Raw genomic sequence first — 20,191 nt, forward strand, 5'->3', positions numbered from 1 at the left:
GGAAGAGCTATGAAAAGAGCCATTCTTGCCCTTGAAGACGGGACATACTTTGTAGGATACTCCTTCGGTGCGGAGGGAGAAGCAGAAGGAGAAGTAGTTTTCAACACATCAATGACAGGCTATCAGGAGATACTCACAGACCCATCTTACAAAGGCCAGATAGTAATCATGACCTACACGCAGATAGGCAACTGTGGGGTAAACGACGAAGATATAGAATCGGAAAAAGTTCAAGTAAACGGCTTTGTAATAAGAGAGCTTTCCACTTTCTACAGCAATTGGAGAGCTAAAAAGAGCCTTGATGAGTATCTAAAAGAGAACGGTGTGGTGGGAATTCAAAGTATAGACACGAGGGCTCTTGTTAAGAGGATCAGGGAAAAGGGTGTTGTAAGAGGTGTAATATCTACAAAAGAAGAGGACCCAAGAAAGTTGGTGCGTAGAGCAAGAAACATCAAGGACATCTCGGAGCAGGACCTGGTGGAGAAAGTGGCAACAAAAGAAGTTTATTATTGGAACGAAGGGGATTGGAATCTATATAAAGGCTATATAAGAGGGGATTCAGAAAAACCCATTATAGCGGTAGTGGATTTTGGAGTAAAGCGAAATATACTCCGAAGGCTTGTCAGCGAAGGTGCAAAGGTAATAGTTTTGCCTCCCTATGGTGCTCGCGAACTTATAAGAAAAATAGACCCAGATGCTATACTCCTTAGCAACGGTCCTGGAGACCCTGCAAAGGTGTTGGACGGCATAAGGCTTGTAAGGGAGTTTATGGAGGAAAAACCCATAATGGGTATATGCCTTGGACACCAGATAATAGGGATTGCTCTTGGAGGTAAAACATACAAGCTCAAGTTTGGACATCACGGAGGAAACCATCCTGTAAAAGACCTAAGAGACGGACACATAGAGATAACCTCACAGAATCACAACTTTGCGGTGGACCCAGAAAGCCTAAAAGATGTGGAGATCACCCACATAAATCTGTTGGACAATACCTTGGAAGGTTTTAGGCACAAGTACTTACCCATATACTGTGTGCAGTATCATCCGGAAGCTTCTCCTGGACCCCATGATGCAAAGAACATTTTCAAAGAATTCATCCAACTATGTTATGCGAGAGCTTAAAAAGGAAAACTCAAAGATCCTATTCCTCTCCTCTTTAATCTTTATAGGTTTTTTTGTGCTCTTCTTAAGAATAGCTTACCTTCAGCTCGTAGGAAGGACAGAGTACGTAAAAAGGATAGCGGAAAAGTTTCCAAAGGTCGCGCTCGTAGACATACCCACTTACAGAGGCTCAATAAAAGACAGGAATGGCAACGACCTTGCCATGAGCATTCCCACCATATCTGTTTATGCCTTTCCTAAGTATGTCCAAAACAAAGAGGAACTTGCAAGCAGACTTTCCGCTCCAACAGGTGTGCCTGAAAGGAAGATATTAGAGCAGTTAAATTCAGGGAAAAAATTCGTATGGCTTGCCAAAAAGGTGGATAAAAGTCTTCTACCTTACATAAAGGGTGTTATAAAGGATACGGAAAACTCTAAGTATGTGGGAATTCAGGAAGACTTCAAAAGGTTTTATCCGCACGGCTCTTTAGCAAGCAACCTTATAGGTTTTTCTGGAGATGACGGCACAGGACTTGAAGGGCTTGAGTACATGCTTAATTCTTTTCTCAATGAAAAGAAACAAAAGATACCTTTTCTTTTCTCTCCAGAAGGTAGTTTGGCTCTAGAGCCATCTTCCTATGTGGAAGCTTTAAAGTCAAAAACTGTTTACACTACTATAGATTTGGGAGTTCAAAGTATACTTGAGGACATAAGGGATAAGATAGTCAAGGATTGGAAGCCTAAAAAAGTTGCCATACTTGTTATGGATGCCAAAAGTGGAGACATACTGGGTATGGCCACTTACCCGTATTATGACCCTAACAATTACGGTAAGTACAAGCCTTGGGAAAGAAGAAACTTTGTAATTACAGATATTTTTGAACCCGGATCCGTGATGAAACCCTTCTTCATAGGTATGGCTCTGGACAAAGGCTACATATCTGAGAAATACACCGTAGATGGTGAGCATGGAAAAACTGAGGTTTACGGTAGGACAGTAAGGGATGTGCATCCCTACGGTAGGCTCACCTTGGATCAAGTGCTTGTAAAGTCTTCCAATGTGGGAACTGTTAAGATAGCTAAGTTTCTTTCAAGAAAAGACGTAGAGGAACTTATGCAGAAGATACACTTCAAAGACAGCTTTGGAATACTTCCGGGAGAAACAAAACCAAGGCTACCAGACTACAGATACCCAGCAAACATACTTTATTCAAGTATAGGACAGGGTTTGTCTGCCAACCTGCTTAACTTGTGCAGTGCTTTCTCTCTTCTCGCCACAGGTTACATGCCAAAGCCTAAAATAATCCTATATACAGAAGATGAGGAAGGAAAAAAGAATTACTACGAGAGCCAGATCCTAAGGCAGGGGCTTTTTTCACAGAGGGTTATGAACTGGCTACACAAAAACCTCATAAGGGTAGTGGAAGAAGGTACCGCCAAGCTGGCAAGGTCAGACTACTTTACCATAGCGGGCAAGACAGGAACTTCTCAGAAATTTGACTTCAGAGTGGGTAAGTACTCAAGGGATAAGGTGGTAGCTTACTTTGTGGGCTACTTTCCGGCAACAGACCCAAGATTCGTAGCTGGCATATCCGTTGATGAACCAAAGGGGTTAGCCTACGGAGGCACAGCTGCAGCACCCTACTTTAAAGAGATGGTGGAGAGAGTATCCGCTTACTACAGACTAAAACCCGACAAGCTCAGCAAGAGCACGCCTTAAGTCTTCAGGGAGGAGCAAACCATCTATCTTAGGAAGTTCCAAAGGTTTAATTCCTGTAAGTTCTTGCACTATCCTTGCGTTAGTCCTTTCGGATACATCTTTGCCTTCAAACCCGTTCATCACTATACCCTTAATAGTTAGACCCATACTCTTTGCGTAAAAGTAGGTTAAAAAGGTGTGGTTTATTGTTCCCAAAGTAGCCCTTGCTACTACTAAGATGGGTAAATTCCAATCCTTAGCAAGCCTTGCATAGTCATAATCTCTCTTTATGGGTACTGCGATGCCTCCCGCTCCTTCTACTATAACAAACTCGTACTTTTTTAGCATGTTTTCAAAGTGATGCTTTAGATCCTCCAAAGAAAAATCCTTACCCTCTTCCAAAATACCCGCATAAGGTGATAAAGGAAGAGAAAAAACAACAGGCACCGCTTCTTTTATGTCTTGCTCAGTTATGCTAACAAGAAGGCTTCCGTCTGCCGGGAAGTCTTTTACATCTGTCTCTACAGGCTTTAAGTAGCCTACCTTTACTCCTGCCTCTTTAAGAGCGTAAGCTAAGTTGTAAGCCACAAAGGTTTTACCTACGCCCGTATCTGTAGCTGTGATAAGCACAGCTCTCATAAGTTCAACCTCCTGATGAGTTTTTCCCAGTTTTGAAGGGAGTTCAAATGTGCGTATATTATCCGCAGATAGCCTTTTGATGAAAACTCCTTTAATACATCTTTTGGAAGTTCCAAGAGCTTATCTTCATCTACTGCGTTGAAAGAGATCTCCACCTTTTCAAATACGAGCTTATACCCTACCACCAGATCCCTTTCAAAAAGCGTTTTCAAAAACTCTTCTGTCTGAGCCTTTGCTTTTTCAAGCTTAAGAGCGTATACAAAAAAATCCTTCTCAAAATCTGGGTTTATGTGATCTCCATCAAAGATCTTCTTCCCTTTCTCTGTAGAAAAACCTGGGCATGTTAGGTCCATGGCTAAACACCCTTGACTTATAAAGAAAGGGTACTGCTTGCAAGTATAAGGTTTTTCATCTTCCAATGTACAACCTTTCCCCTCCCTTAGATAAACGCATCCCCTTTTGTCCTCTCTGAGCCTTAGATAAGCACACAAAAGAGGGTTTTCGTTGCCCTGCTGATCTACTTCTACTGTTATAACCACAGGAAAGTACTTGGAAAGCCTTGGAACCTCATCCAACGCTATAAAAGTTCGATCGGGTATAAAACAACAGCTTGAAGGACATAGAGACTTTAAGCATTCCCATTTCAAGTTTTTGTCCTTTTCCGGATCCATTTGGCGTACGTGGGAAAAAAGCATGAGAAAAGATTATAAAAAATTTTGACTTTTTCCTTGCAAGAGCTAAAATATTTACTTTAGGGAGGTTTAAAAATGGCACTTTTTGTGATGCTTACTACACTAACGGATGAAGGAATGAAAACACTCAAACACAGGCCGGAAAGGATAAAGGAAGTAGATAGAGAGGTGATGGAACGCTTTGGCGTAAAGCTAATAGCCCAGTATGCGGTTATGGGTCCTTACGATTTTGTAAACATCTTAGAGGCACCAGACAACGATACTATCGTCAAGATGGCTATTGAACTTGGCTCAAGGGGTACTATAAGGACCCTCACCATGCCTGCCATTGATGTGGAACAGCTCATAAAGGATCTGCAAGAGCTAAACAAGTGAATGCAAGATACTCTTAAAACCTTCTACAAGGTGATAACGGACTATACGGATCTCAGGTGGGCGAAAACCAGAGATGATCTCATAAGCAAGATAATAAAAGTTCTTAGGGCTTTTTCGGAAGGCAGAGACATACAGGATGTTCTTGCTGAAAGGAGCTTATCTGCGGAAGTAGAAAACTCCTTAAGCTACCTTTATGAATTTTCGCAAAAGAATAGAGAAGAACTTGACAAACTTATAAGCGCTTTGGGTATTTTTGTTAAGTCTCCAGCACCGTGTAAGATGACTATAATAAGACTTGCGGAGGTTTTGCTTGAAGATAGGAGAGATACTAAGGTCAGGGACTTTTAGTGTGTCCTTTGAGTTTTTTCCACCTAAGACAGAGGAGGGAGAAAGAGAGCTTTTTGAAACTATACGAAATCTTGAACATATATCACCCACCTTTGTTTCCGTCACTTACGGAGCTGGAGGAAGCACAAGGGACAGAACCAAAAGAGTAGTAGAAAAAATACACAGGGAGACAAATCTAACAGTCATGGCACACCTCACATGCATAGCCCACTCAAAGCAAGAGATTTTGAATATATTAGAGGAATACAGAAATATAGGTATAGAAAACATATTAGCTTTAAGGGGGGATATGCCTAAAAACCTTGAACCGCCTGCAGATGCGTGCAAGTATGCTTATGAGTTGGTGATGCTCATAAGAGAAAACTTCAAAGAAGCCTTTTCTATAGGTGTAGCCTCTTATCCTGAGGGGCACCCAGAATCTCCCAACATGGAGTGGGAGATAAGGTACTTTAAGAAAAAGGTGTCTGCGGGTGCTGACTTTTCCATAACTCAGATGTTCTTTGTGAACGAATACTATTACAGGTTTGTTGAGCTTTGTCAAAAAGAAGGTGTGTACATACCCATAATACCAGGCATCATGCCTATAACCAATTTTAAGCAGGTGAGCAAATTCGCTTCCATGTGCGGTGCTACCATACCTGATGAGCTAATCAAAAAGTTAGAGCCTTATGCGGATAACCAAGAAGAGACAACCAAGATAGGAGTGGAGTTTGCCATAAGGCAGTGCGAAGACCTTTTGGAAAACGGCGTGCCTGGGCTACACTTTTATACGCTCAATAAATCCAAAGCCACAATACAGATATACGAGGCAATAAAGGATCGCATAGAAGCCCTAAGAAAGGTGGAACTTTAGGGTCCTATCTGTCTGAGGAATGCAGGTATCTCTTCACTTTTTGTCCATCCGCACTCCTCAAGGGCATTGTCAATAGATTCAAGAAGTTTATGGGTTTTTTCCGCAAGGTATCTGATAAAGTCCTCTCTTCTTCCCTTGAACTGTTCTATTTCTTCCAAACTCACCTCGGGAAAGCGCGAGACTATCCTCTCCTTTACTATCTTCCATGCGGTTGGATTGGAATAAAGGTTAAACTCTTTAGCTCTTACCGTTTCCTTTACAGCAAGGCTTTTGAGAAATTCCATCCGTGTAGGTTCTATGGTGATTATAGCCTCAGCCATAAGTGGATCTACCGTGTAGAATATGCCAAACATCTTACCCAGTATCCTTCTCTGGGTTCTTATGATCACATCAATTTTGTCCTGTACCTGTTCTTCCACTTTATCGTAGATAAGCTCGTAGTAATTTAGTTGTTCAAGCTCAAGACCTCCTAAGTACCTTATAAAGTTGGCAAGTTCGTGGTAGCTTGTTTCCCTATCCTCTTGTATTATCTCCTTCTTCACCGCTTTCTCAAGCTCGCCGTAATCTAAGATAACGTCCGTATGTACAGGTGGCACTATGTGGTATGTTTCCGATTCCCATCCTGCCTTTCTGAGAATCTGTTCTGCTCCACTATCGTCTATGTTGTACTTCTGCATTAAAAGTTTTTTTAGTCCTTCTCTGTCTTTTTTGTACTTGTCTAACTCCTCGTCAGGTATATTCACATCAACATAAACAAACTTTTCAACTCCACCCTCCTTTATGAATATGTTCTTTCTACCCTTTATGTGTCTCTTTATAAAAGCCCAGTCTTCTTCTGTCATGATGGGTTCTGGATGCCATTCTCTTGACATCTCCTCCTCAAGCTCAAGGTAAGGAACAGATTCATACCAGGTAGCCTTATTGAGTTTAGACTCTATAACTTCTTCCCCTTCACCTGTTTTTTCTTTTACATACTCTATGAACTCCTTCCTCTTGAACTTGAACCTGTCTATTTCATCAAGAGTAAGTTCAGGAAATAGTATCTTTAGCTTGTAGCGTATGAAGTCCCAGTTTCCAAACAGGTTTTGGGGTTCCAAAGCCTCATAACCGTAGGGGTTAGTTTTGAGAAAATCAAGATAGTACTTTATAAAAGTCCTTACCCTTGGGTCTGTTAGGGCGAGGATCTTTATAAACTCAGGGTCATAAAACTCTATAATGCCCAAAAGCCTAGCTATATTTACTTTTTTAATATTGTGAAGGTGGCAAAGCTCTATCCTGTATCTTTTGGGAATACCACTTTCTACACAGTACTCATTTAACACATCCATTTCAGATTTGAGCATGCTTCTGAAAAAAGCAAGCTTTTCCTTCTGACTGAGTTTTTCTTTGCTCAAAAGTAGCTCCAACATAGTTCCCACCTCCTGTAATGATGAATATAAAGCAGGGTAGCGTTATTCGCTATTAGAAGTCTTTAAAGGTGCATAAAGAATTGTTATTAAAAATCAAGGTCGTAGTCATCTTCAGAAAGTTCTTCCAAATCAGGTTCGTAAGTCTCCACACTTTGTGTGCTTGCGGACTCTAGAGGTCTAAAGCTTGCAGTTTCTTTGATAAAGGCTACCTTTACTATGCCTGTTGGACCTTGCCTTTGTTTTGCTACTATGATCTCCGCTATTCCCTGCTCTTCGGGTGGAGGGGACTTCTTATAGTATTCGGGTCTGTGTATAAAGATGATAAGATCCGCATCCTGCTCTATCTGTCCGCTCTCTCTCAGATCCGCAAGCTGTGGTCTTTTGTCGCTTCTGTGTTCCACCTGACGGGACAGCTGTGCTAAGGCCACTACGGGCACATTGAGTTCCTTTGCCAAAGCTTTTAGGTTTCTGGAGATCTCTGCCACCTCTTCCTGTCTTGAGGATTTTCGTACTGGGGGTCTTAGGAGCTGAAGGTAGTCTATAAAAGCTACCTCCACACCTTTTTCTTTCTTTAGCTTTCTTGTCTTTATCCTTAGGTCTGTGGTTGAAAGGGTAGGTGTGTCATCTATGTATATTTCACAGCGAGAAAGTTCAAGAGCTGCTCCTATGAGCTTGTTTCTCTCTTCCTCTTTTATAAAACCTCTCCTCATGTTCTGAAGAGAAACTCCGGAAAGCATAGAAAGCGCTCTCATGATAAGTTGTTCCTTGCTCATCTCAAGGGAGTATATGACTACAGGGACTTTTTCTTCCATAGCCATGTTTATAGCCATGGAAAGCATAAAACTGGATTTACCCATACCTGGTCTTGCAGCCACTATAATAAGGTCTGAGGGATGAAAGCCTGTGGTTAGTACATCAAGGTCTAAAAAGCCTGTTGCCCTACCTGTGATGAGCTTTTCTTCCTTTCTGTGCTTCTCTATTATGTCTATGACTTTACTTACAACTTCCTTTACATGGTAATAGTGGGTTATGGTTTGCTTTTCGGATATCTCAAGAACCTTGTGGGTTATGAAGTCAATGAGTCTGTTAAAGTCTGGCTCTTCCTTTATGCCTTTAAGAGTGTTTATAGAAAGCTCCATAAGACTTCTAAGTCCTGACTTTTCTTTTACGAGCTTTATGGCTTCTTCCAGCAGAGCACCTTTTGCCGCCTCGTCAACAAGAGCATAAACAAATGACATGTCTATCCTACCGCTTAGCCCATACCTGTTTATGTATTCTCGCAGAACTATATCATCCCAGTCTTTACCTTTATCTTCCCAAAGCTTGTAAAGTAGAGAAAAAAGAAGTCTATGATTTTCCAAGTAAAAATCTTCCTCTCTGAGGTACTCAAGTACCTGAGGTATAGTTTCTGGATCAAGGATCATGGCTCCCAGTATGGCTCTTTCTGCCAACTCGTCGTGAGGGGGATCTATGTCTAAATATGTCATAGGTGCTGATGATTATAAAATATTACCATGAGCCTAAAAGACAAGCTAATAGACTACGCAAATTTAGTGAAGTTTGAACACACGATATTTGCTCTCCCTTTTGCATTAGCTTCTGTTTTAATACTGTATAAATCCTTCCCAAGCTGGTGGAAGATTTTTTGGATAGTTTTTGCTTTGGTCAGTGCAAGAACTGCGGGAATGGCTCTAAACAGACTTATAGACCTACCTATAGACGAAAAAAACCCAAGAACTAAAAACTGGGTGCATGTTTCCGGTAGAGTAAAAAAGCACGAAATAATAATTCTTATCATCATATCCTGTGTATTATTTGTATTTTCCGCACTTTTTATAAATTTTTACGCTTTTTTATTGTCTCCTATTGTTATATTTCTCCTCTGGCTTTACCCTTACTCAAAGCGCTTTACAAACTTTCCGCATCTTGTTCTTGGAGTGATCTACTTTCTCATACCCATAGGTGTGGATATAGCTCTGAACGAAAAGGTGTCTCTTCTTTCGGTTTTGTTAGGAACTGCCATGGCTTTTTGGGTTGCTGGTTTTGACATACTTTATTCTCTTCAAGACTATGAGTTTGACAAGCAACATCACATAAAGTCCGTAGCTGTAAAGTTTGGCATAGAATCCGCTATAGCTCTGTCAAGGCTATTCCATGTTATCACTTTCTTTTCCCTCGTGCTTGTAGGTCTTATCTCCCCCCAGTTGGGTTATATTTACTTTATAGGTCTTTTGGTTCTTGCGGGCTTTCTTTTCTACGAACATAGCCTTATAAAACCCCATGACCTTTCCAAGATAAACAAAGCCTTTTTTACTGTTAATGGCTACATAAGTTTGATCTTTTTATTTGTAGTGCTTTTGGATAGACTCTTTTGAAGTATTTGGTCAATAAATAATCTTACTGCTGGACTTTGGGGTCTTTTTCTGTCATAAATGAGATAAAAGCTCCTTTTTATAGGTTCCAAGTCTTTAACTCTAATCACCTGCAGGTCTTTTTTATCTTTTAGTGCGTAAGAAGAGACAAAAGATATCGCTTGAACCTTTTTGAGCAAGGAAAGGATCATATGATTTTTGTCAACTACAGCTATGATGTTTAAGTCTCTAATATCTATACCTTTTGTCCTGAGTATGCTCTCTACAAACTTTCTGGTACCAGAAGACTCCTCCCTGAGTATAAAAGGATACTTAAGAAAGTCGTTAAGGGATAAATTCTTGGGAATGCTTTTGCTACCTACAAAGTGTATGGTATCCTCCCACATTTCAAACACCTCAAGGTCTGGGTTTGTACACCTAAAACCTATAAAACCCATGTCTACACTGCCTTCTTCTACCATATTAAGGATCTTTATGGAATCTTCCACAACTACCTCTACACTGCTGTTAGGGTTGTTTGCCAGATAGTCTCCTAAGATGTCCGGAAGAAGATATGTTCCTGGAACGGAGCTCGCACCTATCCTTATGTGTCCTTTGTAAGATCCTGATATGAGCTTTATCTCCTCTAAGGCAAGAAGTTTCAGCTCAAGTATCTTTTTTGCATAGGGGTAAAGTATGTGTGCATTGCTGGTGGGGATGAGCGTTCTACCCTTTCGGTAAAAGAGCTTTAAACCTATGGATTTTTCAAGCTGGTTTATGTGGAAGCTTATGGTGGACTGGGATAAGTGCAAGCAGTTAACGCTCTTTGCTATGCTTCCTTTTTCGTACACACAGCAGAAAAGCTCAAGAAGTCTTGTATCCAAGTATATGTTTTTCATCGTTTGTAAAATCTAAACTTATGTTCAGAAGGAGACAATAAAACGTGTCATACCTTTTTGAATCACTCTTCCTTCACCTTATAGTAGAAAATAAGAACCGCTATGATTACCGCTATGGCTAATGCAAATAGCAAAGTGTCTATGGGATTCTTCCACTCAACAAGTTTTTTTGTAAAGGTTATTGCCAGTATGAGGATCACTACGCTTGCAAGCTTAGCCTTAAGCTGGTCTATATCTGTGATCCTGAGCCAATCAGGGACATTGAGCTTTCCTACAAAAAGCTCATAAAGACCTACCGAAAAGATATACAGTATTATGGAAAGAAGGTGGATGTCCATAACGGATATGAACTTGGTGGAAAGCACTGCGGGCTCTCTTACTTCTGGCTTAAAGATAACTCCGTAAAGGGTCTCTAAGAGTATGTAAACGCCGTAAAGTCCCAAAAAGGTAGCTCCAATAAAAAGACTAACAGCAGGCAGAAGTGCTATAGCATGTCCAAGTTCTAAGAGTTTCCTTATCATCACCTTACCTCCGTGTTTATGAGTATTCTGTTGTTTTGAGTGCCTACCTTAGTCTGCAGGGTACCTACAAGATCACCCTTTTGAATTTCTGCCATAGGAGACTTGCTTATCCTTGCGGTGATGATCACATCTCCCTCCATTATCCTGCTGTGATCCAGCTTATTTTTACCTGTGATCTTAAAAGCATAGGGAATTTCTGGTTTTTTTACCCTCAAGACCGCTATAGGCATAGGATTTTGAAGGTCCCTAACCGAGATGATCAGAAAGTAGTCTCCCTTTGGGATCTTGCTTTTGAGCTCAGGGGATAAATCCACTGTTCCCTTTATAAACTGATTTTTGTACTTTTCTATGGGTACATCCTTTGGCACCGGCTGACAGGAAAGGAAAAAGACTACTAAGAAAGACAAAAGCTTTAGCATGTTAAAATTATACTGTGAGAGTGGCAGGTATCCTTCTTCACATAACCTCTTTACCCTCACCTTTTGGCGTGGGAGACCTGGGTCCAAATGCTTATAAGTTCGTAGATTTTTTGTATGCATCTGGACAAAAGCTATGGCAGGTGCTTCCTTTAAATCCTACATGTGTGGAGTATGGAAACTCACCTTACTATAGTATTTCTCTGTTTGCGGGTAATCCACTACTTATAAGTCCTGAACTTCTCTGCAAAGATGGTTTGCTTTCTGAGAAAGACTTAGAAGGCTATCAAGTTCAAAGGGATAAGGTGGATTATCCCACCGCTTGGGCTATAAAAGAAAGTCTTTTGGAAAAGGCTTACAGAAACTTTAGTGAAAATGAAGAGTATAGAAGCTTTGTTGAAGAAAACGCATACTGGCTTGAGGATTATTGTAGATTCAAGGCTCTCAGAGACAAGTACAAAAAACCTTGGAATGCTTGGGAAAGCGAAAGTACAGAGGGACTTGAAGACAAGGTTAAAAAAGAGAAGTTTTTGCAGTTTGTGTTTTTCAAGCAGTGGAAAGCTCTCAAGGCTTATGCGAACTCTAAAGGTATAAAGATAATGGGAGACCTTCCCATATACCCTGCCTTTGACAGTAGCGATGTGTGGTCCAACAGACACCTCTTTAAGCTTGATGAGAACAACAATCCCTATGTGGTTGCAGGTGTGCCACCAGATTACTTTAGCAAAGAGGGTCAGCTTTGGGGAAACCCTGTGTATAACTGGGAGAGATTGAAAGAGGAGGGCTTTTCTTGGTGGATAAAGAGGATAAGGCATAATTTGGGACTTTTTGATCTTCTAAGACTTGACCACTTTAGAGGTTTTGTTGCCTACTACGAAGTGCCTGCTTCTGAAAAAACAGCGGTGCGGGGCAGATGGGTAAGTGCACCCGCAGAGGAGTTTTTCACCAAACTCAAGGAGGAGTTTCCAGACTTTCCCTTTGTAGCAGAAGACTTAGGACTCATTACTCCTGATGTGGAAGAGATGAGAGACCGCTTTAGTTTTCCTGGTATGAAGGTGCTTGTTTTTGCCTTTGAGTCAGAAAACCATCCTTACATGCCCCACAATTACGACAAAAATTCCTTTGTTTACACAAGCACGCACGATACCATGCCAGTAAAAGGCTGGTATTTGCAGGAACTTAACTACGCATCAAAAGAGAGGCTTTTTAGGTATCTGGGTAGAGAGCTAAGCGAGGAGGATGTAAGCTATGCGCTTATAAGACTCGCTTATATGTCCGTATCCAAGGCTTGTGTAATTCCTATGCAGGACCTTTTGAACTTAGGGCAGGATGCAAGGATGAACACTCCAGGCAGAAAGGAGGGAAATTGGGAATGGAGGTTAAAGTGCTTACCTGATGAAAGTCTCTCTGTAAGATTAAAGGAGCTGTGCCTGACCTACGGCAGGTGATCACTCTACGGGCACTTTTTTAGCTCGTTCCTTTTTTTCCTCTTTTTCCTGAGCTTTTCTCTCTAACTGTGATACCTTGTAGTCTAAGATGGTTTTGAGTATTCTGAGCATGGAAAGCTCTGCCATGTAAAGGTTTTTCATCACCTCCCTTCTCACTTCTTTGGGTGGAAGAAGAAGTTCAAAGAGCTTAAACATGCTTTTGCGAAGTTCCTCTACCTCTTCTTGCATGCTTTCTGGTTTTAGTTCCTCTTTTTGTGCCATGTTTTATTAATTTAATATTCCGTCAATCCTTTATCAAGCTTAAAAACTCCTTTACCGCTCTTTCAAGACCAAAGATGACCGAGTTGGATATGATGGAGTGCCCCACGTTTAGCTCCTCCACTATACCCCTTAACTCTCTTACAAAATCACGCACATTCTGATAGGTAAGACCGTGTCCTGCGTAAACTCTAAGCCCAAGACGTTTTGCTTCCATACCTGCCTTTTTTAGCTTTTCTATCTCCTCCTCTAAGTCCCTCCTGTTGTTTTCCTTCCAGAGATTAGCATACCTGCCAGTGTGAAGTTCCACCGCATCCGCTCCTGCCTCTTTGGAAGCCATCACCTGCTGAATATCGGGTTCAATAAAAAAGGAAACCTCTATACCTGCGGACTTAAAAGGTTCAATGTAATCCTTCAGGAAGTCTTTCATAGAGGCTATATTTAAACCTCCTTCGGTAGTTATCTCTTCCCTTCTTTCTGGCACAAGGGTTATCCTGTTTGGTTTTACTCTTAGAGCTATTTGTCTCATCTCTTCTGTGGGTGCCATTTCCAAGTTCACAGGTACAATTACGAGTTCCTTTATGAGCTCCAAGTCTCTGTCTTGTATGTGTCTTCTGTCTTCCCTAAGATGAAGGGTGATTTGGTCTGCTCCTGCTTGCTGAGCTATGAGTGCTGCAAATACAGGGCTTGGCTCAAAAGTCTTCCTTGCCTGTCTGAGAGTTGCCACATGATCTATATTTACGCCAAGCCTCATATAAAAAATTATACTTTGGGTGGTATAATATTAACCATGTACTACCTTCTGCTTGTGCTGTTTGTCATAATTTCCCTAATGCTTATAGTAGTTGTGCTTCTTCAGAGAAGTAGGGGAGATGTGGGAACTGCTTTTGGTGGAATGGGTCAAGGTGTTTTCGGTCCGGGTGGTGTGGACACCATACTTACCAAATTCACTTATTGGCTTGGCTTTTCTTTCATGCTTGTGGCTTTACTTCTTGCCCTTACAAATCCTTCAAAGAAAGGCTCTCTCATAAAAGATGAAACTCAAAGATCTCCTAAAAGTAGCCAGCAAGGTATCCCTCCGGGAAAGACAGCTCCTTCTGGCACACCTTCTGAAAGTAAAACCAGGTGATATATACTTCATTGAGGACAGGGAAGTATCTAAAAAGCTACAGGAAGAGTATCTTAAGTCTTTGAAATTACTTGAAGAAGGCTATCCTCTTCAGTACATCTTAGGAGAGTGGGATTTTTGCGGAAGGACCTTTAAGGTAAAAGAGGGTGTGCTAATCCCAAGGCCAGAGACGGAACTGCTCTGTGAGAAGGTCCTTGAGCTGATCCCCGCCAACGGAGAGTATGTGGGCTTTGAGATAGGTGTTGGGACAGGATGCATATCTATAACATTACTCTTAGAGAGAAGAAATCTTATTATGTACGCAGATGATGTACAAGACACCGCTTTAGAGCTTGCCAAAGAGAACGCAAAACTCCACAAGGTGGAGCAAAGGCTTATACTAAAAAAGGGAGACATGTTTGAACCTGTGGAAGGTATGGTGTTTGACTTTGTAGTTTCTAATCCACCTTACATACCCCAAAGAGAGTGGGAAAACTTACCAAAGGGTGTAAGACTTGAGGGGTGGACTTCTCTCATAGGAGGGGAAAAAGGTTATGAGTTTTACGAACGCTTTGCTCAGGAAGTAGGAAAGTTTATAAAAGACAGTGGCTTTTTTGCATTAGAGATAGGGCATGACCAGGGCTCTATTCTAAAAAAACTCTTTACGGAAAAAGGCTTTAGAGTGGATATTTTTAAAGATTACGCAGGTCAGGACAGGGTGCTAATAGGATGGAGTCTGTAGGCTTTTTTCTCGGTGTTTTGTTTTTTATACTGCTCGAGGGAATTTTCGCAGGTGCAGAAATAGTTATTATAAGCACAGACAGGAGCAAGGTACTTGCCCTTTACAGAAAGACAGGATATAGGTTTTTAAAAGACTTTCACGAAAACCCCGAGGAGTACATCACCCTTTCCATGCTGGGTTATACAGTGAGCATAGTCTTCGCAAGTACCTTTTACACTATGGCAGTCATCACCTTGTCTGACCATATACCCTACATAAAAGGGTATGAGGTTTTTATCTCCCTAAGCTTAGTGTTCTTTACCTTGGTACTGGGAGAAGTTATTCCCAAAAGCCTCTTTCAAAGGCATGCAGACAAACTTCTCATACCAAGCCTGTGGTATCTTAGCAAGCTCAAAATTTTAGCCTTTCCCCTTCTCATCTTTTCAAAAAAGGTAAGCAGAGTACTTACAGAGTTTTTCAAAAGCAGGCACTCGGAAAAGTTAAGCAAGTCAGACATAATGAAACTTTTGGAAGAGATAGAGCTTCAGGATGAAAAGATAAAAACCGCTGTTAAACTTCTTGCACTTAAAGAAAGCACTCTCTCGGAAGTGGTAAAACCCATATATGAGGTGGTTATGATAGACGAAGTTTCTACGGTAGGGCAGGCTCTCCAAAGAATGAAGGAAAGCGGTTTTACCAAGCTACCCGTTTACAGAAAAAGGGTTGATGACATAACAGGCTATGTGGATATGTTTGATATAGTAGACAATCCTCCATCAGCACCCATCAGAGAGTTTATAAAACCCCTCAGTATATTCTCTGAGTTTACACCTCTGCAGGATGCACTTGAAACCTTTAGGAAAAGTAGTGCACGCATGGGTCTTGTGGTGGACGAAAGGGGTATCATATTGGGTATAGTTACCTTTGATGATATAGTAAGGGAGGTTTTAGGTCAGATAGGGGACAGTCTCACCCAGTCGGAAGAACCCATAAAGGAAATAGAGAAGGAAAAATGGATCGTTGATGGTATGGTTGACAAGCACGAATTTGAAAAGGTAGCGGGTATAAAGTTTCCCGATGGACCCTATTTAACCTTGGGAGGCTTTATAATATACCAGCTGAAAAGGATACCCCATAAGGGTGAGGTGGTTCTTTGTTGTGGACTGAAGTTCGTAGTTATACAATCTGACAGCAGGAGGGTGAAAAAACTGATGGTGGAAAAATATGTACAGGAGCAGAAAGCTTAAAGAGATACCTCAAGAGCTAAGACCAAGAGAAAAACTCAGAACCTTAGGTGTTGACGCACTCTCTGACGAAGAATTAGTAGCTATCATATTAGGTTTTGGGACAAAGAAGGACGATGTGCTTTCTCTTTCAAAGAAAATAGTTAGGCTCGGCTGGGAAAGGCTAAAGAGCATGAGCGTTGAGGAGATGGTAAAAGAAATAGAAGGCATAGGAGAAGCAAAGGCTTGCCAAATAAAAGCTATCTTTGAACTGAGCAGGCGCATATACGAGCCTCACTCTCATGTGGTTATAAATACCCCAGAAGATGTCTACAAATTTCTCAAAGATAAGATGGATAACAGAAGGGAACATCTTTGGGCACTGTATCTGAGCCCCTCTAACACCCTTGTGAGCTATGAGACGGTAGCCATAGGTAGGATGAACTCTGTATTTGCAGACCCAAAAGATGTACTTTACGGAGCGATAAAAAGTGCTTGCCATTCCATCATACTGGCTCATAGCCACCCTATGGGACAACCAAAACCTTCAAAAGCGGACTTAGAGTTTACCAAAAGGATAAAAGATGCGTGTCAGCTTTTGGGATTTGAACTTCTTGACCACATTATAATCACTACCCTTAGCTACTTTTCTATGAAAGAGGGAGGATTTTTGTGATGGAACTGAAAAAGATAGTGGATTACTGGAAGGCTTGTTGTTATCTGTCTGTAGGTATGATATACCTGTGGGACAATCCCTTGCTTAAAGAACCTCTCAGGAAAGAACATATCAAAAGAAGGCTTCTTGGACATTGGGGTGCAAGTCCCGGCATAAGCTTTACTTATGTGCATGCTAACAGAGTCATAAACAAATATCATCTTGATTGCATATTCATACCTGGACCTGGGCACGGAGCACCAGGCTTTATAGCTCCCATATACCTTGAGGGTACTCTCAGCGAATACTACCCCCACTTTAGTCAGGATGAGGAAGGTCTTAAGAATCTTTTTAGAGCTTTTTCCTTTCCGGGGGGATTAGGAAGCCACTGTACGCCAGATCTACCCGGCTCCATACAAGAAGGTGGAGAATTAGGCTACAGCCTTTCCCATGCCTTTGGTGCAGTGTTTGACCATCCTAACCTTATAGCTATAACTTTGGTAGGAGATGGGGAAGCTGAAACGGGACCCTTAGCAACAGCATGGCACTGCAATAAGTTTTTAAACCCTATAAGAGATGGAGCGGTACTGCCAGTTCTTTTGCTAAATGGCTATAAAATAAATAATCCTACTATACTTGCAAGAATTGAGGATGACGAGCTTTTAAACCTTTTCAGAGGCTACGGCTACGAACCCAAGTTGGTGGACGGTTTGGAGAAGATGGAAGTTCACGAAAAAATGGCACAAACTATGGATTGGTGTGTTGAAAGAATACTTAGCTTTTGGGAGGAAGCAAGAACTTCTCAGAAACCTTTTAGACCTAAATGGCCTATGATCATACTCAGAATTCCCAAAGGGTGGACCGCTCCAAGAGAGGTGGACGGACATTACATAGAAGGATACTGGAGATCCCATCAGGTTCCTATAACGGATGTGGATAAGCACCTTAAAGTTTTAGAAGAGTGGCTAAGAAGTTATGAGCCAGAGAAACTTTTTGATGAAAGAGGTAAGCTACGGGAAGACCTTAGAGACCTATCTCCTAAAGGAAGTAAAAGGATGAGTGCAAATCCTTATGCCAACGGAGGACTACTGAGGATCCCCTTGAAACTGCCAGAACTGAAAGAGTTAGCCATTAGCGTGCAAGAGCCACTGAAAACTTTTTACGAAAACACGAGACCTTTAGGGAAGTTTCTAAGAGAAGTGATAAGGAAAAACCCCGACAACTTCCGAGTTTTTGGGCCAGACGAGACGCACTCCAACAGGCTTCATGATGTATTTGAGTTTGGTAAAGTTTGGATAGCAAATGTACTTCCAGAAGATAAAGATGAAGGGTATTTAAGTCCTTTTGGAAGAACTGTGGAGGTACTCTCCGAACATACTGTAGAAGGCTTACTTGAAGGATACATACTTACAGGAAGGCACGGGCTTTTAAACACCTATGAAGGCTTTGCTCCCATAATATCCTCTATGGTTAACCAATTTGGCAAATGGTTGGATATAGCATCAGATGTACCGTGGAGGATGCCCATATCCTCTCTGAACCTGCTTCTTACATCAGTAGTTTGGAGGCAGGATCATAACGGTTTCACTCATCAGGATCCGGGCTTTATAAACGCCATAGTGGACAAATGGCCCAATGTAGTAAGAGTCTACTTCCCACCTGATGCTAACACTTTGCTGTGTACTGTTTGGATGTGTCTTCAGAGCACTAACAGAATAAATATAATCATCGTGGATAAACAGAGTCATCCTCAGTATCTTGACCTACAAAGTGCCATCAAACACGCAGAAAAGGGTATAGGCATATGGGACTTTGCGAGCAATCATGTGGAAGACGAACCAGATGTGGTCGTAGCAAGCTGTGGTGATATACCAACAAAGGAAGCTATATACGCCTGTCTTATGTTAAGGGACGCCTTTCCAGACCTAAGGATAAGGTTTGTAAATGTAGTAAACTTACTCTGTTTGACACCCAACAGCGAGCATCCTGATGGTCTCACAGATAGGGACTTTGATTCTTACTTTACAAAAGACAAGCCAGTAATATTTAACTTTCACGGATACCCATGGCTTATACACAGACTCACTTACAGAAGAACCAACCATTCAAACCTTCATGTAAGAGGCTACAGGGAGAACAGAAAGATAGGCATAGATGCAACTTACCTGACCCCATTTTTAAAGGGTAGGGGAGGCATTACCACACCTTTACAACTTGCAATACTAAACCAAATAGACCGATTCAGTATAGCTATGGATGTTGTAGAAAGAGTACCTAAGCTTCAGGGTAGAGGGGGAAGTTTTAAGGATAAGTTAAAAAACATGCAAATATCCGCTCTTGAATACGCTTACACTTACGGTGTGGATGATCCTAACTTAGAGAAGCTATGAAGCACTTCCTTGTATTCAACTACGGTAGCTCAACTTTAAAATACGCTTACTTTGAGGACCTCAAAGAGTTATACCGAAGTGTTCTAAAGGTAAGTAAGGAAGAGGATGTTCAAGGTGCGGTTAAAAAGATCCTAAATACTGTAGAAAAAGAAAAGGTTGATGTGATAGTCCACAGAGTGGTCCACGGAAAAGACTTAGACTCTCCTTTGCTTATAGACAGGAAAGGACTGCAAATACTTAAAGAACTGGTAACTTTTGACCCCATTCACAACGCCTTTGCCATCATTGGCGTAGAAGCATGTCTAAAAGATCTGGCAGATGTACCCCAGTATGCGGTTTTTGACACATCTTTTTTCAAACACCTTCCCTTTACATCAAAAGCTTACGCTCTACCTATGAGACTTTATAAGGAAGGAATTAGAAGGTACGGTTTTCATGGTATATCTTACTCGTACCTTCTTAAAGAAACTGCAAAGCTAATGGGAAAGAGCGCAGATGAGCTCAGCGTTATAATGCTTCATCTTGGCAGTGGTGCAAGTGCGTGTGCTGTGCATAAAGGCAAACCCGTAGATACTTCTATGGGAATGACACCTTTAGAAGGTTTAGTTATGCTTACAAGAGCAGGTGATCTTGATCCGGGTGTTGTGCTTGAGCTTCTCAAAAAGGGTAATACTTTGCAGGATTTGGAACACTTTCTTTACAGAGAGTGTGGAATAAAGGGGTTGACACATACGGAGGATATGCGCCAGCTTATACAGAACGCCAAAGAAGGAAACAGGATCGCTAAGCAGGCACTTGATTTATATGTACATAGGATAAAAAAATACATAGGTGCTTACTATGTGCTACTTGAAGAGCTTGATGCTTTGGTATTCTCCGGAGGCGTAGGAGAGAACAGTCCTGAAGTTAGAAGCTTAGTATGTAATGGATTAGAGAAACTTGGTATAATCATAGAAGAGGAGATGAACATAAAGAATGAACCTTACATAAACAGTAAGAAAAGTAAGGTTAAGGTTCTTGTTATAAAAACTGACGAAGAGCTTGAAATGGTAAGGCAGGTCAAACAGGCTCTGAAGGTTTAA

Annotated in this window: 22 protein-coding genes; 13 read left to right on the forward strand and 9 right to left on the reverse strand. The window is 41.4% G+C overall.

Going from position 1 to position 20,191, the window contains the following annotated elements; translation table 11 throughout:
- The first annotated feature begins 9 nt into the window (after positions 1-9).
- Positions 10-1,125 (forward strand): glutamine-hydrolyzing carbamoyl-phosphate synthase small subunit, encoded by a 1,116-nt coding sequence (gene carA, locus CP948_RS00625; RefSeq protein WP_096600032.1) that lies wholly within the window; start codon positions 10-12, stop codon positions 1,123-1,125.
- On the forward strand, positions 1,112-2,824 hold the full coding sequence (locus CP948_RS00630; RefSeq protein WP_096600034.1) for a peptidoglycan D,D-transpeptidase FtsI family protein: 1,713 nt from the start codon (positions 1,112-1,114) through the stop codon (positions 2,822-2,824). The genes carA and CP948_RS00630 overlap by 14 nt, the downstream gene beginning before the upstream one ends.
- Here the strand turns inward: CP948_RS00630 and bioD are convergent.
- Both bioD and CP948_RS00640 read right to left on the reverse strand, forming a co-directional pair.
- A complete protein-coding gene (gene bioD, locus CP948_RS00635) occupies positions 2,789-3,442 on the reverse strand; it encodes a dethiobiotin synthase (protein WP_096600036.1) in 654 nt (217 codons plus the stop codon). The genes CP948_RS00630 and bioD overlap by 36 nt on opposite strands.
- Positions 3,439-4,089, reverse strand: a complete 651-nt coding sequence (locus tag CP948_RS00640) for a SapC family protein (RefSeq protein ID WP_245810029.1) — start codon at positions 4,087-4,089, stop codon at positions 3,439-3,441. The genes bioD and CP948_RS00640 overlap by 4 nt, the downstream gene beginning before the upstream one ends.
- A 120-nt stretch (positions 4,090-4,209) precedes the next feature.
- Between CP948_RS00640 and CP948_RS00645 the strand changes: the two genes are divergently transcribed.
- From CP948_RS00645 to metF, 3 genes are read left to right on the forward strand one after another with little or no spacing between them, the layout of a single operon-like run.
- Positions 4,210-4,509: a GYD domain-containing protein gene (locus tag CP948_RS00645; protein ID WP_096600040.1), complete on the forward strand. Its 300-nt coding sequence runs from the start codon at positions 4,210-4,212 to the stop codon at positions 4,507-4,509.
- Positions 4,510-4,857: a hypothetical protein gene (locus CP948_RS00650; RefSeq protein WP_096600042.1), complete on the forward strand. Its 348-nt coding sequence runs from the start codon at positions 4,510-4,512 to the stop codon at positions 4,855-4,857.
- Complete coding sequence (gene metF, locus CP948_RS00655) at positions 4,820-5,710, forward strand: methylenetetrahydrofolate reductase [NAD(P)H] (protein WP_096600045.1); 891 nt, start codon at positions 4,820-4,822, stop codon at positions 5,708-5,710. Before CP948_RS00650 ends, metF begins: the two co-directional genes overlap by 38 nt.
- Here the strand turns inward: metF and CP948_RS00660 are convergent.
- Positions 5,707-7,119 carry a hypothetical protein gene (locus CP948_RS00660; RefSeq protein WP_096600048.1) on the reverse strand — a complete coding sequence of 471 codons (1,413 nt, stop codon included), beginning with the start codon at positions 7,117-7,119 and terminating at the stop codon, positions 5,707-5,709. The genes metF and CP948_RS00660 overlap by 4 nt on opposite strands.
- Positions 7,120-7,205: 86 nt before the next feature.
- Positions 7,206-8,606, reverse strand: a complete 1,401-nt coding sequence (gene dnaB / locus CP948_RS00665) for a replicative DNA helicase (protein WP_096600051.1) — start codon at positions 8,604-8,606, stop codon at positions 7,206-7,208.
- Positions 8,607-8,633: 27 nt separating this feature from the next.
- Here dnaB and CP948_RS00670 point away from each other — a divergent pair, with 27 nt between their 5' ends.
- Positions 8,634-9,494: a UbiA-like polyprenyltransferase gene (locus CP948_RS00670; protein WP_096600053.1), complete on the forward strand. Its 861-nt coding sequence runs from the start codon at positions 8,634-8,636 to the stop codon at positions 9,492-9,494.
- Here the strand turns inward: CP948_RS00670 and CP948_RS00675 are convergent.
- The 3 genes from CP948_RS00675 to CP948_RS00685 all read right to left on the reverse strand — a co-directional run bounded on the left by CP948_RS00675 (position 9,443) and on the right by CP948_RS00685 (position 11,309).
- Positions 9,443-10,369 carry a selenium metabolism-associated LysR family transcriptional regulator gene (locus CP948_RS00675; protein WP_096600055.1) on the reverse strand — a complete coding sequence of 309 codons (927 nt, stop codon included), beginning with the start codon at positions 10,367-10,369 and terminating at the stop codon, positions 9,443-9,445. The genes CP948_RS00670 and CP948_RS00675 overlap by 52 nt on opposite strands.
- Before the next feature lie 62 nt (positions 10,370-10,431).
- Positions 10,432-10,890, reverse strand: a complete 459-nt coding sequence (locus CP948_RS00680) for a YqhA family protein (protein ID WP_096600057.1) — start codon at positions 10,888-10,890, stop codon at positions 10,432-10,434.
- Positions 10,890-11,309, reverse strand: a complete 420-nt coding sequence (locus CP948_RS00685) for a c-type cytochrome biogenesis protein CcmI/CycH (protein WP_096600059.1) — start codon at positions 11,307-11,309, stop codon at positions 10,890-10,892. Before CP948_RS00685 ends, CP948_RS00680 begins: the two co-directional genes overlap by 1 nt.
- A 14-nt stretch (positions 11,310-11,323) precedes the next feature.
- On the opposite strand from CP948_RS00685, the gene malQ reads away from it, so the two are divergent.
- Positions 11,324-12,754 (forward strand): 4-alpha-glucanotransferase, encoded by a 1,431-nt coding sequence (gene malQ / locus CP948_RS00690; protein WP_096600061.1) that lies wholly within the window; start codon positions 11,324-11,326, stop codon positions 12,752-12,754.
- On the opposite strand, the gene CP948_RS00695 is transcribed toward malQ, so the two are convergent.
- Together CP948_RS00695 and pdxJ are read right to left on the reverse strand one after the other, a co-directional pair.
- Positions 12,755-13,015: a hypothetical protein gene (locus tag CP948_RS00695; RefSeq protein ID WP_096600064.1), complete on the reverse strand. Its 261-nt coding sequence runs from the start codon at positions 13,013-13,015 to the stop codon at positions 12,755-12,757.
- A 22-nt stretch (positions 13,016-13,037) separates the two neighbouring features.
- The gene (gene pdxJ, locus CP948_RS00700) at positions 13,038-13,766 is read right to left on the reverse strand and encodes a pyridoxine 5'-phosphate synthase (protein WP_096600066.1); all 729 of its coding nucleotides are present in this window, start codon (positions 13,764-13,766) and stop codon (positions 13,038-13,040) included.
- 36 nt (positions 13,767-13,802) lie between these two features.
- Between pdxJ and secG the strand changes: the two genes are divergently transcribed.
- Genes secG through CP948_RS00730 form a run of 6 tightly spaced genes read left to right on the forward strand, consistent with a single transcriptional unit; the run spans position 13,803 to position 20,191 of the window.
- Entirely contained in the window at positions 13,803-14,141 is a 339-nt protein-coding gene (gene secG / locus CP948_RS00705) for a preprotein translocase subunit SecG (protein WP_096600068.1), read from the forward strand.
- Complete coding sequence (prmC, locus tag CP948_RS00710; RefSeq protein ID WP_096600070.1) at positions 14,047-14,862, forward strand: peptide chain release factor N(5)-glutamine methyltransferase; 816 nt, start codon at positions 14,047-14,049, stop codon at positions 14,860-14,862. Before secG ends, prmC begins: the two co-directional genes overlap by 95 nt.
- Positions 14,850-16,088, forward strand: a complete 1,239-nt coding sequence (locus CP948_RS00715) for a hemolysin family protein (RefSeq protein WP_096600072.1) — start codon at positions 14,850-14,852, stop codon at positions 16,086-16,088. The genes prmC and CP948_RS00715 overlap by 13 nt, the downstream gene beginning before the upstream one ends.
- Positions 16,066-16,740 (forward strand): RadC family protein, encoded by a 675-nt coding sequence (gene radC, locus CP948_RS00720; protein WP_096600074.1) that lies wholly within the window; start codon positions 16,066-16,068, stop codon positions 16,738-16,740. The genes CP948_RS00715 and radC overlap by 23 nt, the downstream gene beginning before the upstream one ends.
- A complete protein-coding gene (locus tag CP948_RS00725) occupies positions 16,740-19,109 on the forward strand; it encodes a phosphoketolase family protein (RefSeq protein ID WP_096600076.1) in 2,370 nt (789 codons plus the stop codon). The genes radC and CP948_RS00725 overlap by 1 nt, the downstream gene beginning before the upstream one ends.
- Entirely contained in the window at positions 19,106-20,191 is a 1,086-nt protein-coding gene (locus CP948_RS00730) for an acetate/propionate family kinase (protein ID WP_096600079.1), read from the forward strand. The genes CP948_RS00725 and CP948_RS00730 overlap by 4 nt, the downstream gene beginning before the upstream one ends.

It is taken from the genome of Hydrogenobacter hydrogenophilus (assembly GCF_900215655.1).
In the GTDB taxonomy this organism is placed as follows: domain Bacteria; phylum Aquificota; class Aquificia; order Aquificales; family Aquificaceae; genus Hydrogenobacter; species Hydrogenobacter hydrogenophilus.